The following is a 14,261-nucleotide window of genomic DNA, read 5'->3' as shown; positions in this document are numbered from 1 at the left end:
AAGGTCTTGGAGGGTTTTTTCAGGGGGCAGTTTCCGCTGCAGCGGCATCGGCCGCGGCGGCTTTGTTGTTGCCTTCGGCAAAACTGGTCATGAACTTGCCGATCAGCTGTTCCAGCACCAGTGCCGACGAGGTCAGCTGCACGCGGTCGCCGGGCTTCAGGTTTTCTTCCTCGCCGCCCTGTACCAGGCCGACGTACTGTTCGCCGAGCAGGCCGGCGGTGAGGATTTCGGCACTGGTGTCGCGGCTGAAGTGGTACTGGTCGTTCAGGGTCAGCGTGGCGCGGGCGACGTAGCGCTGGGTGTCCAGCTCGATATTGCTGACGCGGCCGACCACCACGCCGGACGACTTCACCGGCGCCTTCACCTTCAGGCCGCCGATATTGTCGAATTCGGCGATCAGGGTGTAGCTGTTGTTGTCGCCTTGCGGCGTCAGGTTGGCCACTTTCAGCGCGAGGAAGGTCACCGAGGCGAGACCGATGGCGACGAAGATGCCGACCCACAAATCAATGATGGAGCGTTTCATGATGACGTATTCCTAAAACATGAAGGCGGTCAGGACAAAGTCCAGCGCCAGGATAACCAGGGCCGAGGTCACCACGGTACGGGTGGTGGCGGAAGACACGCCGGCGGCGGTCGGGGTGGCGTCAAAGCCTTCGAACACCGCGATCAGCGTCACCGCGATGCCGAAGAACAGGCTCTTGATCAGGCCGTTGATCACGTCGGAGTGCAGGTCCACGTTGTTCTGCATCTGCGACCAGAAGGTGCCTTCGTCCAGGCCGATCATCACCACGCCGACCAGGTAGCCGCCGAAGATGCCCATCACGTTGAACAGCGCGGCGAGGATGGGCATCGAGATCACGCCGGCCCAGAAGCGCGGCGCCACCACGCGGGCGACCGGATCGACCGCCATCACGCTCATCGCTTCCAGCTGCTCGGTGGCCTTCATCAGGCCGATCTCGGCAGTCATCGCGCTGCCGGAGCGGCTGGCGAACAGCAATGCGGCCAGCACCGGGCCCAGTTCGCGCAGCAGCGACAGCGCCACCAGCGCGCCCAGCGCGTCGGCGGAACCGAAGCGCGACAGCGTGTTGTAGCCCTGCAGCCCCAGCACCATGCCGACGAACAGGCCGGACACCACGATGATGATCAGCGACAGCACGCCGGCAAAGTACACCTCGCGGATGGTGAGCTGGAAGCGCAGCAGGCTTTGCCCGGAGTGGGCGAGGATGGCCAGCAGGAAGCGGCTCATCATGCCCAGCTTCCAGATGGCGTTGATGCTGCTGTGGCCGAGGTGGCGCAGCGGGGCGAGCAGGTTGTCCAGCATCATGCGCCCTCCAGACCGAAGCTGCCGGCCAGACTCTGCTGCGCCGGGTAGGCGAAGTGCACCGGGCCGTCGGCCTCGCCGTGGATGAACTGGTGTACCCACGGCGAATCGGAGGCGCGTACCTCGTCCGGGGTCCCGGCGGCGGCGATCTTGCCGCCGGCGATGAAGTAGACGTAGTCGACGATTTCCAGCGACTTGTGCACGTCGTGGGTGACCATCACCGCCGAGGTGCCCAGCGCGTCGCTCAGCTTCTTGATCAAGAGCGCGATGGTGGCCAGCGAGATCGGGTCCAGGCCGGTGAACGGTTCGTCGTAGAGCATGATCTGCGGGTCGAGCGCGATGGCGCGCGCCAGCGCGATGCGGCGCGACATGCCGCCGGACAGCTCGGCCGGCATCAGCGACTCGGTGCCGCGCAGGCCGACGGCGTGCAGCTTCATCAGCACCAGGTCGCGCACCATGGCCGGGCTCAGCGAGGTGTGCTCGCGGATCGGGAAGGCGACGTTGTCGAATACCGGCAGGTCGGTGAACAGCGCGCCGAACTGGAACAGCATGCCCATGCGGCGGCGGTGCTGGTACAGCTCGCGCTGGTTCATGCGGCCAACGTCGCGGCCGTCGACCAGCACCTGGCCCTGCTGGGCGCGGATCTGGCCGGAGATCAGCCGCAGGAGCGTGGTCTTGCCGCTGCCGCTGCCGCCCATGATGGCGACCAGCTGGCCACGGCCGATTTTCAGCGAGATGTCCTGCAGGATGAGACGGTCGCCATAGCCGAAGCTGACGTGTTTGAATTCGATGAAACTGTCGTTTTGCACGATGTGGTGGCGAGTCCTTGGGGGGAACAGGTAAGGGGATCGTATTCACGATCCCCTCCGCTTTGTTCCTTATTCTACCTGCCTATGCTGCATGGCGCAAAAAGGCGGCGCCATGACGGGTGCAATTGTGGCAGGGCGGTGCACAGTGTGGCACCGGCGCCGGCTTAGAGCCTGCGCACGATCTGCTGCGGCTTGATCTCAGTGGGGCGATACGGCGTTGAAAACGGCTTCGGAATGCTCATTTACTACTTGTAAATTCCGCTTCCTCAGCCGTTTTCGCCTTGTCTCGCTCTAGCTCGCGAGATCGTGAATACGCTCTCTTACACGCCGCGCAGTAGTTCGTTGATGCTGGTCTTGCTGCGGGTCTGCGCGTCGACTTTCTTCACGATCACCGCGCAGTACAGGCTGTGGCTGCCGTCTTTCGATGGCAGGTTGCCGGACACCACCACCGAGCCCGGCGGGATGCGACCGTAGCTGACTTCGCCGGTTTCGCGGTCGTAGATCTTGGTCGACTGGCCGATGTACACGCCCATCGAGATCACCGAGCCTTCGCCGACGATCACACCTTCCACCACTTCGGAGCGCGCGCCGATGAAGCAGTTGTCCTCGATGATGGTCGGGTTGGCCTGCAGCGGCTCCAGCACGCCGCCGATGCCGACGCCGCCGGACAGGTGCACGTTCTTGCCGATCTGCGCGCAGCTGCCGACGGTGGCCCAGGTGTCGACCATGGTGCCTTCGTCGACGTAGGCGCCGATGTTCACGTAGGACGGCATCAGCACGGTGTTCTTGGCGATGAAGCTGCCCTTGCGCGCCACGGCGCCCGGTACCACGCGGAAGCCGGCGTCGGCGAAGCGCTGCTGGTTCCAGTCGTGGAACTTGGTGTCGACCTTGTCGAAGTAGCGCGACACGCCGTCGTCCAGCACTTCGTTGTCGCGGATGCGGAAGGACAGCAGCACGGCCTTCTTCACCCACTGGTTGACCACCCAGTCGCTACCGTTCTTCTCGGCGACGCGCAGGGTGCCGGCATCCAGCTCGTTGATGACCTGTTCGATCGCCGACTTCAGCTCGACGGAGACGGTGGCCGGAGTGATCTCGGCGCGTTTTTCAAAAGCTTCTTCGATGAGGGCTTGAATCGGGTGCATTTGGCTCAGTCCTTTGGCAAGGTGGATTTCTACAGACATGATGGGTCTTCTGCTGGTTTGGTTGTTCGGTTGTGTGATTGCTTTTAGCGGTAGTGCTGCAAAAACTGTTCGATGCGCGCGGCGGCGGCGACGCATTCCGCCAGCGGCGCCACCAGCGCCAGGCGCACACGGCCGGCGCCGGGGTTGACGCCGTGCGCGTCGCGGGCGAGGAAGCTGCCGGGCAGCACGGTGATGTGCTGCTGCGCGAACAGCTCGCGGGCGAAGCGGGCATCGTCACCGCCGGGCACCGCCGCCCACAGGTAGAAGCCGGCGTCCGGCCGCGTGACGTCCAGCACTCGCGACAGGCGCGGGGTAACGGCGTCGAATTTGGCAGTATACGCGTCACGGTTGGCCGCAACATGCTCTTCGTCGTTCCAGGCGGCGATGCTGGCCTGCTGGATGGTGACGCTCATCGCGCTGCCATGATAGGTACGATACAGAAGGAATTTTTCCAGCACTTTGGCATCGCCGGCGACGAAGCCGGAGCGCAGGCCGGGGGCGTTGGAGCGCTTGGACAGGCTGGTGAACATCACCAGCCGCTCGAAGCTGCGGCCGAGCTGTTGCGCCGCCTGCAGCCCGCCCAGCGGCGGGGTGCCGAAGTGGATCTCGGAGTAGCACTCGTCGCTGGCGATGATGAAGCCGTAACGGTCGGACAGCGAGAACAGTGTGTTCCAGTCGGCAAGCGACATTACCGCCCCGGTCGGGTTGCCCGGACTGCATACTACGACGACCTGCGTGCGCTGCCAGACGGCCTCCGGCACCGCCGCCCAGTCCGGCTGGTAGCGGTTGGCGGCCAGGCAGTTGACGTAGTAGGGCTCGGCGCCGGCCAGCAGCGCGGCGCCTTCGTAGATCTGGTAGAACGGGTTGGGCGAGATCAGCACCGGCTTCTGTTCTCCGCGCGGATCGATCACCGCCTGCACGAAGGAAAACAGCGCCTCGCGGCTGCCGCACACCGGCAGCACTTCGCGGGCGGCGTCCACCGCGACGCCGTAGCGGCGCTGCAGCCAGCCGGCGCAGGTGGTGCGCAGCGCGTCGCTGCCCAGGGTCGCCGGGTAGGCGGCCAGGCCGTCGAGGTTGGCGACGAGCGCCTGCTTCACCACCTCCGGCGTCGGGTGTTTCGGCTCGCCGATCGACAGGTTGATGTGCGGCAGGTCGACGGGGGGCGTCACGCCGGCCAGCAGGCCGCGCAAACGCTGGAACGGGTAGGGCTGCAACAGTTCGAGGTGGGGATTCAACGCCGCTTCCTTGCAATGCAACAAAACGACAAGTGTAAGAAAAGACTATGAATCTGGCAAAACAAAAGCTGCTGGCGGTGACGTGCGCACTGACCACGGCACTGGTGTGGGGGCTGATGTGGTTCCCGTTTCGCGCGCTGCACGAGGCCGGCTTTTCCACCGCCGCCACCTCGCTGACGGTGTACTTGGTCGCCGCCGCGCTGGGCGTGGTGCTGTTCCGCGAGGTGTTCCGCCGCGAGGCGCGTTTCGAGTTCATCCTGCTGCCGCTGGCCCTGCTCTATGGCTGGTGCAACTTCAGCTACACCTGGGCGGTGTCGGAAGGGCAGGTGATGCGCGTGCTGCTGCTGTTCTACCTGTCGCCGCTGTGGAGCGCGCTGTTTTCCTGGCTGCTGCTGCACGAGCGCCTGAGCCGCATCGGCTGGCTGGTGATCGCCATGTCGCTGGGCGGCATGATGGTGATCCTGTACCGGCCGGGGCTGTTTGCCGGCGACTTCTTCTCCAGCCGCGCCGACTGGCTGGCGCTGTCCGGCGGCATCAGCTTCGCGCTGGGCAATGTGCTGTCCAAGAGGGCGCACGCGCTGCCGGTGGCGCTGAAGTCGGCGATGGTGTGGCTGGGCGTGGCCGCCTGCGGCCTGGCCTCGCTGCTGTGGCGCGGCCAGCTGGGTGCTGAACTGGGGCTGCTGCACGGCGAGGTGTTGCTGATCGTGCTGGTGCTGGGCGTCACGCTGCTGGCGACCAGCATCATCTCCATGCACGGCCTGTCCATCCTGCCGGCGACGCAGGTGATGACGCTGATGCTGATGGAGCTGCTGTTCGCCGCCATCTCCGCCTATCTGCTCGCCGGCGAGCGCATGCAGCTGCAGGAGTGGATAGGCGGCACGCTGATCGCCAGCGCCAGCCTGCTGTCCGGGCATATCGTGCAGAAAAAGCCGGCTACCGCTGCCAAGCTGGCCGTGATCACCGAGCATTGATCAGGAGGCGATATGCGGTTGCGGATGATGACAGAGGGAGACTTTCGGCGTTTCTGGCCGGTGTTTCAGGGGGTGATCGCGGCGCAGGACAGCTATGCCTATGCGCCAGACATGACGCCGAAGCAGGGCTGGCAGCTGTGGGGCGAACTGCCGCTGCAGACCTGGGTGGCAGAAGAAGACGGCGAGCTGTTGGGCAGCTATTTCCTGAAAGCCAATGCGGCAGGACCCGGCGGCCATGTGGCCAACTGCGGCTATATGGTGGCGCCGGCAGCGCGCGGGCGCGGCATTGCCGCGGCCATGTGCGAGCACTCGCAGCGGCAAGCGCGCGAGGCCGGTTTTCTGGCCATGCAGTTCAACAGTGTGGTGGCCTGCAACGAGGTGGCGGTAGCGCTGTGGCAGAAGCTGGGTTTTGCGATTGTTGGCCGCGTGCCGCTGGCTTACCGCCATCGTGAGCTTGGCCTGGTGGATATCCTGGTGATGCATAAGCCGCTGGCCTAGCCGGATCGTCTTGACGGCAGGTGTTGAGTGCAGGCAAAATCGCTTCAATATTTCAACGATTGTAAAAATATGGAAACGAAATCCGCCGTCAGGATGCTGGCCGCGCTGGCGCAGGAGACCCGCCTCGCGGTGTTCCGCCAGCTGGTGGAGGCCGGCCCCGCCGGTCGCGCCGCCGGCGAGCTGGCCGAAGCGCTGGGCTGCGCGCCGGCCACGCTGTCCTTCCACCTGAAAGAGCTGTCCAACGCGGCGCTGATCGAGGGGCGCCAGGACGGCCGCTTCGTGATCTACGCCGCCAACTTCGCCAGCATGAACGCGCTGCTGGCGTTCATGACCGAAAACTGCTGCCGCGCCTCCAGTGCCGACGGCTGCGGCTGCTGAAACAGGAGAATTGCCATGAAACGTCTGCATATCCACGTGTCGGTGGACGAGCTGGCCACCAGCGTCCGCTTCTACAACGCGCTGTTCGGCGCCGAGCCGACGGTACTGAAACACGACTACGCCAAGTGGATGCTGGACGACCCGCGCGTCAACTTCGCGATCAGCCAGCGCGGCGCCCCGGCCGGGCTGGATCACCTGGGCATCCAGGCCGAGAACGGCGACGAGCTGGCCGAGCTGAAGCAGCGCATCGACGCCGCCGGCATGGCGGCGCTGACGGAAGCGGGCACCACCTGCTGCTACGCCAGATCGGACAAGCACTGGGTGCAGGACCCGTCCGGCATCGCGTGGGAGACCTACCACACGCTGGACAGCGCGCCGACCTATAACGACGCGCCGCAGGCGGTGGCGGCCAACCCGGACAGCTGCTGTGCCCCGGCACCGGCCGCGCTGGCGGCCGCCGACGCCTGCTGCACCCCGGCCGCCAGCAGCGCGGATAGCGGCAGCTGCTGCGCGCCGGCCCCGCAGAAGGTCCAGCTGATCGCGCGCAAGAACATCGAAGCCATCGTTTCCAAGGAAAGGAAGTCCCGTGACTGACAAGGTCTACAACGTACTGATCCTGTGCACCGGCAACTCGGCGCGCAGCATACTCGGCGAAGCGCTGATCAATCACCTCGGCCAGGGCCGCTTCAGGGGCTACAGCGCCGGCAGCCAGCCTGCCGGCAAGGTCAACCCCTACGCGCTGAAGACCCTGGAAAAGCACGGCATCGACAGCAGCGGCTACCGCAGCAAGAGCTGGGACGAGTTCGGCGCACCGGATGCGCCGCAGATGGACTTCGTGTTCACCGTCTGCGGCAGCGCCGCCGGCGAGACCTGCCCGCTGTGGCCGGGCACGCCGCTGCGCGCGCACTGGGGGCTGGAGGATCCGGCCGGCGTCGGCAGCAACGACGACGAGGCGATGGCGGCGTTCGCGACGGCGTACCAGATCATCCATCGCCGCGTCAGCCGCTTCGTGGCGCTGGACATCGCCGTCATGGGCGAGGACGAACTGAAGGCCGAGCTGGCCGCCATCGGGAAGGCATAAACGATGCGGGCACTGGTTGCAGAAGCCATCGGCAGTGCGCTGCTGCTGGCGGTGGTGGTCGGCTCCGGCATCATGGGGCAGACGTTGGCCGCAGGAAACGACGCGGTCGCGCTGCTGGCCAATGCGCTGGCCACCGGCGCCGGCCTGCTGGTGCTGATCACGCTGTTCGCGCCGCTGTCGGGCGCGCACTTCAATCCGGCGGTCAGCCTGGTGATGGCGGCGCGCGGCGAGCTGCCGTGGCCGCGCCTGCTGCCGTATCTGGCGGCGCAAGTGGCCGGCGCCGTCGCCGGCGTGCTGCTGGCGCACGCGATGTTCGGCCTGCCCCTGCTGCAGGCGTCGCAGCACGTGCGCAGCGGCTGGCCGCAATGGCTGGCCGAGGTCACCGCGACCGCCGGCCTGCTGCTGACCATCCTTGGCGGCGTGCGTCACGCCCGCGACAAGGTGGCGTTGCTGGTGGCGCTGTACATCGTGGCGGCGTACTGGTTTACCGCCTCGACCTCGTTCGCCAACCCGGCGGTGACGCTGGCGCGCAGCCTGACCGATACCTTTGCCGGCATCGCGCCGGCCGATGTCGGCGGCTTTGTGCTGGCGCAGCTGGCAGGGGCGGCCATCGGTGGCGCGCTGGGCGGCTGGCTGTTCGGCGCGGACAAGGACGCGGCCGGCGCCTGATCCTGCTGATTGATCGGTTTTGGGCCGCAGCGTGCTGCGGCCCTTTTTGCATCCAAAAAAAAAAACGGCCCGCAGGCCGTATCAAGAGAAGCAACAACGCAGTATTCAGACGAAGATCACCAGCGCCGCCATCGCGCCGTGCGCGCCCATCACCAGGCTCTGTTCGATGTCGGCGGTGCGCGAGCTGCCGCTGATGAAGCCGCCGAAGCCGTGCTCGCGGATACTGACGCGGGCGTAGGCGTCGCGCATGGTGTCGACGATGGCGTCTTTCGGCACCACCAGCACCAGTTTCTGGGTCAGGAAGTACAGCGCGCGCTGGCTGTTGCCGGCGTGGCTGACCCACACCGCGGCGCTTTCCGCCACCGCCAGCTCGCCGGGCACGATGGCGATGTCCACGTCGTGCCAGTCGTGCGGCGCGGTCACCCGTTCCGGGTTGGCGGCGGTGACATCGGCCACGCGGCCGTGTTGCGGCCAACGTTGCGCCACGATGTCCTGCACCGTTTCGCCCGGCTGCAGCTGTACCGCGTCGCCGCCGAGGTTGCGCACCAGCGTGCGAAAGGCGTCGAACTTGTCGGCAAAGGTGATGAAGGGCACCGCGTCGATGTCCGGCAGCGCCGGGCCTTGCGGGCGGTTCTGCCGCAGGCGGGCGAGGATGGTTTCGCGGCTGCTCATTGCTTGTTTTCCTTTCTGGCCTGCCACATTTCCTTGAAGCTCTGCGCCGGCATCGGCGGCAGCTCGCGCCCCGGCCGGCTCCACGCGCTGTGCTGCGTCAGTGCCTGCGGCACGATGGGTACCACCTTGCGCATCAGCTTGCCGCCGGCGTCCATCAGGCTGGGGTGCTGGGTCAGGAAGCGCATCGCCAGCAGCCCCATCTTCTTCGCCGGCTTCAGCGCGCCGGCGTCGAAGGCGCGCTTGCGCTGCAGCACCAGCTGCTCGTGCAGGTTGATCTTCACCGGGCACACGTTGCTGCACGAGCCGCAGGTGGTGCAGGCGAAGGCCATGCTGCCGTGTTTCCTGATGTCGCGGCTGGGGCCCAGCGTGGAGCCGATCGGCCCCGGAATGATGTAGCTGTAGCTGTGGCCGGTGCTGCGGCGGTATACCGGGCAGGTGTTCATGCAGGCGCCGCAGCGGATGCAGCGCAGGCTCTGGTAGAAGTCGTCGCTGCCGAGGATGTCGCTGCGGCCGTTGTCGACAATCACGATGTGCATCTGCCCGCCCGGGCGCGCCTGCTGGAAGTGCGAGGTGTAGGTGGTGATCGGCGAGCCGATGGCCGAGCGCGCCAACAGGCGGGTGAATACGCCCAGGTGCGCCTGCTTGGGGATGATCTTCTCCAGCCCCATGCTGGCGATGTGGATAGCCGGCAGCGCGGTGCCCAGATCGGCGTTGCCCTCGTTGGTGCACACCACCACGCCGCCGGTTTCGGCGATGGCGAAGTTGACGCCGGTGAGGCCGGCGCCGGCGCTGAGAAAGTGCTCGCGCAGGTTGGCGCGCGCGGCGTGGGTGAGGTAGGTCGGGTCGTTGTTGCCGGCCTCGGTGCCCAGCTCCTTGTGAAACAGCTCGGAGATCTGTTCCTTTTTCAGGTGGATCGCCGGCATCACGATGTGGCTCGGCGGTTCGTGGCGCAGCTGCACGATGCGCTCGCCCAGATCGGTATCGATCACCTCGATGCCATGCTGTTCCAGAAACGGGTTCAGCCCGCACTCCTCGGTCAGCATCGACTTCGACTTCACCAGCTTCTTAACGTTGGCCGCAGCCAGGATGCCGTGCACGATGCGGTTGTGTTCTTCGGCGTCGGCCGCCCAGTGCACGGTGACGCCATTCTGCTCGGCGTTGCGCTGGAACTGTTCCAGGTATTCGTCCAGCCGCGACAGCGTGTGCGCCTTGATCTGCTGCGCCAGTGCGCGCAGCTGTTCCCACTCCGGCAGCTGCTTGGCCTGCATGTCGCGCTTCTGCCGCACCCACCAGATGGCGGAGTCGTGCCAGCGCGCCTGTTCGCGGTCCTGCAGGAAGTCGGCCGCCGCTTTGGCGTGGTTGATGTTGTCGTGCTTCATGCCGCGCCCCCGCGTCCGGTGAGGATCTCGACGATGTGCAGCGGGCGGATCGGACGGCACTTGTGGCGGATGATGCCGCCCATGTGCATCAGGCAGGACGGGTCGGCGCCGACGATGAACTCGGCGCCGGTGGCCTCGTGCTGCGCGACGCGGTCTTCGCCCATCGCCACCGACACTTCCGGCTCGTCCACGCTGAAGGTGCCGCCAAAGCCGCAGCACTCGTCGCGGCGCTCCGGCAGGCGCACGTCCACGCCGTCCACCAGCTGCAGGATGCGCTCCAGCCGCGAGTGGTAGGGGATCATCAGCTCCGACGGCGCGGCGTGGCCCAGCTCGCGCAGGCCGTGGCAGCTCTGGTGGATGGACACCGGGTGCGGGAAGTACACCGGCTTGGGCAGCCTGTCCACCTTCAGCACGTCCTGCAGGAATTCCACGATCTCGTACACGCGCGGCTGCATGGCCTGGTAGTCGGCGTCGTCGGCGATGTACCAGCCGTAGTGGTGCTTGACGTGCGAGGTGCAGCTGCCGGACGGCGACACGATGTAGTCGTAGTCCTTGAACACGCCGGTGAAGCGTCGCGCGGCGTCGCAGGCGCCCTGGCTGTCGCCGTTGTTGCTCAGAGGTTGGCCGCAACAGGACTGCGCCAGCGGATAGTCAACGTTCAGGCCGTAGCCTTCCAGCAGCTCGGCGGTGGCCATCGCCACGTGCGGATACAGCTCGTTGACGAAACAGGGAATGAAAAGGGCGACGTTCATGGCGTAAGCGGGGTCTCCAGCGCAATGCCCGGGCAGGCTCGTTCTGGATTAAAGCCCGTGCCGGCACCGCTGCCAATGCGGAATTACCCTTGCGCCGCCAATTGTCAGCAGCCTGATACATTGCGGTGATGATGGCGACAACTTGCCGCGCTGAAATGGGCGTCCGTACTGGAGGATGTCATGACGCAACACTCAGCAAATCCGGCAGCAAAGCCGGCGCGCCGCTGGCGCCGGCGCGGCCTCGGCCTGCTGCTGCTCGCGGCGGCGGTACTGGCCGCCTGCACGCTGTGGCCGCAACCGGCGGCGAACACGAAATGGCTGACGCAAGAGGTTCGCCTCGGCGAGCTGGAGCAGACCGTGACCGCGCAGGGCGCGCTGGCGCCGCGCGACTATGTCGATGTCGGCGCCCAGGTGTCCGGCCAGCTCAGCCGCGTCTACGTCGCCATCGGCGAGCAGGTGAAGAAAGGCCAGCTGCTGGCGCAGATCGATCCCGAGGTGTACCAGACCAAGGTCGCCGCCGACCAGGCCGCGGTCGCCGACCTGCAGGCGCAGCTGGAACAGCAGCAGGTCGCGACCGAGCGTGCGCGCCAGTTGCTGGCGCGGCAGACGGCGCTGGCCAGGGTGGACGCGACCACCGCCGAGACGCTGGAACAGGCGCAGGCCGGCTTCGACCAGGCCCGCGCCGGCGAGCGCTCGCTGCAGGCGCAGCTGGCCAAGGCGCAGGCGACGCTGAAGGGAGATGCGGCCAACCTTGGCTACACCCGCCTCTACGCGCCGATCGACGGCACCGTGGTGTCGCAGACGGTGCAGCAGGGGCAGACCATCAACGCCAGCCAGTCGGCGCCGACGCTGCTGCGCGTGGCGCGGCTGGACACCATGACGGTGGAGGCGGAGGTGGCCGAGGCCGACATCCCGCTGCTGCGCCCCGGCATGGCCGCCTATTTCACCACCCTGGGCGACAGCCAGACCCGCCACGCCACCACGATCCGCCAGATCAGGCCGACCCCGACCACCAGCAACGACGTGGTGCTGTACACCGTGCTGCTGGACGTCGCCAATCCCGGCCACAAGCTGATGATAGACATGACGGCGCAGGTGTTTTTTCGCCTCGCCCACGTCAGCGGCCTGCCGGTGGTGCCGCTCTCCGCGCTGCAGCCGCTGGCGACGGACGGCAAGCGCTACCGCGCGCAGGTGCTGAACCGCGACGGCCAGCCGGAAACGCGCGAGGTGGAGGTGGCGCTGGCCACCCGCAGCCAGGCGGCGATCCGCAGCGGCCTGCGCGCCGGCGAACAGTTGATACTGGCGCAGCAGACCAGCGACAGCAGCAAGGGCGGCAGCCTGCCGCCGCCACCGGGAGGCTGACATGGGCGCACTGTTAAGCCTGCAGCAACTGGGCAAGGACTACCCCGACGGCGACGACACGGTATCGGCGCTGGCCGGCATCACGCTGGACATCGCCGAGGGCGAGTTCGTCGCGCTGCTGGGGCCGTCCGGCTGCGGCAAGTCGACGCTGATGAACATCCTCGGCTGCCTCGACCGCCCCAGCCACGGCCGCTACCTGGTCAACGGCCGGGACGTGGCGACGCTGGACGGCGACGCGCTGGCGACGCTGCGCCGCGACAGCTTCGGCTTCGTGTTCCAGCGCTACAACCTGCTGGCGACGGCGAGCGCCGAGGACAACGTGGCGCTGCCGGCGATCTACGCCGGCGTCGGCCGCCGCCAGCGCCGCCAGAAGGCGCGGGCGCTGCTGACGCGGCTGGGACTGGGCGCGCGGCTGACGCACAAGCCGGGGCAATTGTCCGGCGGCCAGCAGCAGCGGGTGTCGATCGCGCGCGCACTGGTCAACGACGCGCCGGTGATCCTCGCCGACGAGCCGACCGGCGCGCTGGACAGCCACAGCGGCGAGCAGGTGCTGGCGCTGCTGCAGCAGCTGCACCGCGAGGGGCGCACCATCGTGCTGATCACCCATGATCTGGACATCGCCCGCCACGCCGGGCGCATCGTGCGCCTGCGCGACGGCCGCATCGAGTCCGACAGCGGCGCGGTGTTGCGGCCAACGTTGGCCGCAACCGTAGCCGCAACGCCGGCCCCGCTGCGGCCGGCCGGGGCGGTGCCGTGGCTGGAGACGCTGCACATGGCGCTGGGCAGCCTGCGCGCCAAGCTGTTCCGCACTGCGCTGACGCTGCTGGGGGTGATCATCGGCGTCGCCGCGGTGGTGACCATGCTGGCGATCGGCGACGGCAGCAAGGCCGACGTGCTGCAGCGCATCTCGGCGATGGGCACCAACCTGCTCTTGGTGCGCCCCGGCGCCGCCGGCATCCGCCCGACGGGCGAGATCGCCACCCTCACCGCCGACGACGCGCACGCGATGCAGGGGCTGCCCAATATCGACGGCGTGGTGCCGATGCGCAGCGGCAGCGCCACCCTGCGCGTCGGCAACCGCGACTACCAGACGCAGCAGGTGCAGGGGGTGTGGCCGAGCTACGGCCGCGTCAAGGACTGGACGGTCGGCCGCGGCGCCTTCTTCGGCGACGCGGAAGAGCGGGCGCAGGCGGCGGTGATCGTGCTGGGGCAGACCGTGGCCGACAGCCTGTTCCCGGGCGGGCAGGATCCGGTCGGCCGGTACGTGATGGTGTCCAGCATCCCGTTCGAGGTGGTGGGGGTGATGAGCAGCAAGGGCGCCAATACCTTCGGCCAGGACCAGGACGACGTCGCCTTCGTGCCGCTGTCCACCGCGCAGTCGCGGCTGTTCGGCGGCCAGTACGTCAATTCGATCACGGTGAAGATCGCCGACATCGGCGTCAGCGGCGCCACCGAAACCATGCTGCAGCAGCTGCTGCGCGCCCGTCACGGCAGCGAGGACTTCCAGCTGCGCAACACCGCGTCGCTGGTGGAGATGATCACCTCGACGCAGAACACGCTGACGCTGCTGCTGGGCTCGGTGGCGGCGGTGTCGCTGCTGGTCGGCGGCATCGGGGTGATGAACATCATGCTGGTGTCGGTGACCGAGCGCACCCGCGAGATCGGGCTGCGCATGGCCACCGGCGCGCGGATGCAGGCGATCCTGCTGCAGTTCAATGTCGAGGCGGTGCTGGTGTGCGGCCTCGGCGGCGTGATCGGCATCGTGCTGGGGCTGGCGCTGGTGTGGGGCCTGCGCCTGGGCGGGGTGTCGGTGGCGTTTTCATGGCTGCCGCCGCTGCTGGCCTTCGGCTGCGCGTTTGCCACCGGCTGCGTGTTCGGCTACCTGCCGGCGCGCAAGGCGGCGCAGCTGGACCCGGTGCTGGCGCTGGCCGCGGAATAATCAGGAACATAATC

General features: G+C 67.3%; 16 protein-coding genes. 8 read left to right on the top strand and 8 right to left on the bottom strand.

The genetic code is table 11. The features are described 5' to 3' along the window. Positions 1 to 19: 19 nt before the first annotated feature. The 5 genes from mlaD to dapC all read right to left on the bottom strand — a co-directional run bounded on the left by mlaD (position 20) and on the right by dapC (position 4,546). Positions 20 to 523, bottom strand: a complete 504-nt coding sequence (gene mlaD, locus IE100_RS04600) for an outer membrane lipid asymmetry maintenance protein MlaD (protein ID WP_189372946.1) — start codon at positions 521 to 523, stop codon at positions 20 to 22. A 12-nt stretch (positions 524 to 535) separates the two neighbouring features. Continuing rightward, positions 536 to 1,321 (bottom strand): lipid asymmetry maintenance ABC transporter permease subunit MlaE, encoded by a 786-nt coding sequence (mlaE, locus tag IE100_RS04595; protein WP_189373112.1) that lies wholly within the window; start codon positions 1,319 to 1,321, stop codon positions 536 to 538. Next, positions 1,321 to 2,133 (bottom strand): ABC transporter ATP-binding protein, encoded by an 813-nt coding sequence (locus tag IE100_RS04590; protein WP_229800238.1) that lies wholly within the window; start codon positions 2,131 to 2,133, stop codon positions 1,321 to 1,323. Before IE100_RS04590 ends, mlaE begins: the two co-directional genes overlap by 1 nt. Positions 2,134 to 2,450: 317 nt before the next feature. Further along, the gene (dapD, locus tag IE100_RS04585) at positions 2,451 to 3,272 is read right to left on the bottom strand and encodes a 2,3,4,5-tetrahydropyridine-2,6-dicarboxylate N-succinyltransferase (protein WP_189372944.1); all 822 of its coding nucleotides are present in this window, start codon (positions 3,270 to 3,272) and stop codon (positions 2,451 to 2,453) included. 83 nt (positions 3,273 to 3,355) lie between these two features. Beyond that, the gene (gene dapC / locus IE100_RS04580; protein WP_189372943.1) at positions 3,356 to 4,546 is read right to left on the bottom strand and encodes a succinyldiaminopimelate transaminase; all 1,191 of its coding nucleotides are present in this window, start codon (positions 4,544 to 4,546) and stop codon (positions 3,356 to 3,358) included. A 47-nt stretch (positions 4,547 to 4,593) separates the two neighbouring features. On the opposite strand from dapC, the gene IE100_RS04575 reads away from it, so the two are divergent. The 6 genes from IE100_RS04575 to IE100_RS04550 all read left to right on the top strand — a co-directional run bounded on the left by IE100_RS04575 (position 4,594) and on the right by IE100_RS04550 (position 8,143). Then, the gene (locus tag IE100_RS04575; RefSeq protein ID WP_189372942.1) at positions 4,594 to 5,517 is read left to right on the top strand and encodes a DMT family transporter; all 924 of its coding nucleotides are present in this window, start codon (positions 4,594 to 4,596) and stop codon (positions 5,515 to 5,517) included. A gap of 24 nt (positions 5,518 to 5,541) precedes the next feature. Continuing rightward, a complete protein-coding gene (locus tag IE100_RS04570; protein ID WP_229800221.1) occupies positions 5,542 to 6,015 on the top strand; it encodes a GNAT family N-acetyltransferase in 474 nt (157 codons plus the stop codon). Between the two features lie 69 nt (positions 6,016 to 6,084). Then, entirely contained in the window at positions 6,085 to 6,393 is a 309-nt protein-coding gene (locus tag IE100_RS04565) for an ArsR/SmtB family transcription factor (RefSeq protein ID WP_189372941.1), read from the top strand. A gap of 15 nt (positions 6,394 to 6,408) precedes the next feature. Continuing rightward, positions 6,409 to 6,987, top strand: coding sequence for an ArsI/CadI family heavy metal resistance metalloenzyme (locus tag IE100_RS04560; protein WP_189372940.1), 579 nt, complete (start codon positions 6,409 to 6,411; stop codon positions 6,985 to 6,987). Then, the gene (locus IE100_RS04555) at positions 6,980 to 7,474 is read left to right on the top strand and encodes an arsenate reductase ArsC (RefSeq protein ID WP_189372939.1); all 495 of its coding nucleotides are present in this window, start codon (positions 6,980 to 6,982) and stop codon (positions 7,472 to 7,474) included. Before IE100_RS04560 ends, IE100_RS04555 begins: the two co-directional genes overlap by 8 nt. A gap of 3 nt (positions 7,475 to 7,477) precedes the next feature. Beyond that, entirely contained in the window at positions 7,478 to 8,143 is a 666-nt protein-coding gene (locus IE100_RS04550; protein ID WP_189372938.1) for an aquaporin, read from the top strand. 105 nt (positions 8,144 to 8,248) lie between these two features. Here the strand turns inward: IE100_RS04550 and IE100_RS04545 are convergent, their stop codons facing one another. Genes IE100_RS04545 through IE100_RS04535 form a run of 3 tightly spaced genes read right to left on the bottom strand, consistent with a single transcriptional unit; the run spans position 8,249 to position 10,946 of the window. Next, complete coding sequence (locus IE100_RS04545) at positions 8,249 to 8,815, bottom strand: LutC/YkgG family protein (RefSeq protein WP_189372937.1); 567 nt, start codon at positions 8,813 to 8,815, stop codon at positions 8,249 to 8,251. Beyond that, positions 8,812 to 10,194 (bottom strand): lactate utilization protein B, encoded by a 1,383-nt coding sequence (locus tag IE100_RS04540; RefSeq protein WP_189372936.1) that lies wholly within the window; start codon positions 10,192 to 10,194, stop codon positions 8,812 to 8,814. Before IE100_RS04540 ends, IE100_RS04545 begins: the two co-directional genes overlap by 4 nt. After that, positions 10,191 to 10,946, bottom strand: a complete 756-nt coding sequence (locus IE100_RS04535; protein WP_189372935.1) for a (Fe-S)-binding protein — start codon at positions 10,944 to 10,946, stop codon at positions 10,191 to 10,193. The genes IE100_RS04540 and IE100_RS04535 overlap by 4 nt, the downstream gene beginning before the upstream one ends. Positions 10,947 to 11,126: 180 nt before the next feature. On the opposite strand from IE100_RS04535, the gene IE100_RS04530 reads away from it, so the two are divergent. After that, positions 11,127 to 12,308: an efflux RND transporter periplasmic adaptor subunit gene (locus IE100_RS04530; RefSeq protein ID WP_189372934.1), complete on the top strand. Its 1,182-nt coding sequence runs from the start codon at positions 11,127 to 11,129 to the stop codon at positions 12,306 to 12,308. 1 nt (position 12,309) lies between these two features. Beyond that, positions 12,310 to 14,247 carry a MacB family efflux pump subunit gene (locus IE100_RS04525; protein ID WP_189372933.1) on the top strand — a complete coding sequence of 646 codons (1,938 nt, stop codon included), beginning with the start codon at positions 12,310 to 12,312 and terminating at the stop codon, positions 14,245 to 14,247. Positions 14,248 to 14,261: the final 14 nt, after the last annotated feature.

Source organism: Vogesella alkaliphila, from assembly GCF_014652475.1.
Lineage (GTDB): Bacteria > Pseudomonadota > Gammaproteobacteria > Burkholderiales > Chromobacteriaceae > Vogesella > Vogesella alkaliphila.
The sequence above is the reverse complement of the archived record's forward strand: the minus strand, read 5'-3'. Positions and strand labels throughout refer to the sequence as shown.

Excerpts from the sequence above, each read along its gene's own strand:
- mlaD (WP_189372946.1), bottom strand. The coding sequence starts at position 523 with ATGAAACGCTCCATCATTGATTTGTGGGTCGGCATCTTCGTCGCCATC.
- mlaE (WP_189373112.1), bottom strand. The coding sequence starts at position 1,321 with ATGCTGGACAACCTGCTCGCCCCGCTGCGCCACCTCGGCCACAGCAGC.
- dapD (WP_189372944.1), bottom strand. The coding sequence starts at position 3,272 with ATGCACCCGATTCAAGCCCTCATCGAAGAAGCTTTTGAAAAACGCGCC.
- IE100_RS04575 (WP_189372942.1), top strand. The coding sequence starts at position 4,594 with ATGAATCTGGCAAAACAAAAGCTGCTGGCGGTGACGTGCGCACTGACC.
- IE100_RS04570 (WP_229800221.1), top strand. The coding sequence starts at position 5,542 with ATGATGACAGAGGGAGACTTTCGGCGTTTCTGGCCGGTGTTTCAGGGG.
- IE100_RS04565 (WP_189372941.1), top strand. The coding sequence starts at position 6,085 with ATGGAAACGAAATCCGCCGTCAGGATGCTGGCCGCGCTGGCGCAGGAG.
- IE100_RS04560 (WP_189372940.1), top strand. The coding sequence starts at position 6,409 with ATGAAACGTCTGCATATCCACGTGTCGGTGGACGAGCTGGCCACCAGC.
- IE100_RS04550 (WP_189372938.1), top strand. The coding sequence starts at position 7,478 with ATGCGGGCACTGGTTGCAGAAGCCATCGGCAGTGCGCTGCTGCTGGCG.
- IE100_RS04545 (WP_189372937.1), bottom strand. The coding sequence starts at position 8,815 with ATGAGCAGCCGCGAAACCATCCTCGCCCGCCTGCGGCAGAACCGCCCG.
- IE100_RS04540 (WP_189372936.1), bottom strand. The coding sequence starts at position 10,194 with ATGAAGCACGACAACATCAACCACGCCAAAGCGGCGGCCGACTTCCTG.
- IE100_RS04535 (WP_189372935.1), bottom strand. The coding sequence starts at position 10,946 with ATGAACGTCGCCCTTTTCATTCCCTGTTTCGTCAACGAGCTGTATCCG.
- IE100_RS04530 (WP_189372934.1), top strand. The coding sequence starts at position 11,127 with ATGACGCAACACTCAGCAAATCCGGCAGCAAAGCCGGCGCGCCGCTGG.
- IE100_RS04525 (WP_189372933.1), top strand. The coding sequence starts at position 12,310 with ATGGGCGCACTGTTAAGCCTGCAGCAACTGGGCAAGGACTACCCCGAC.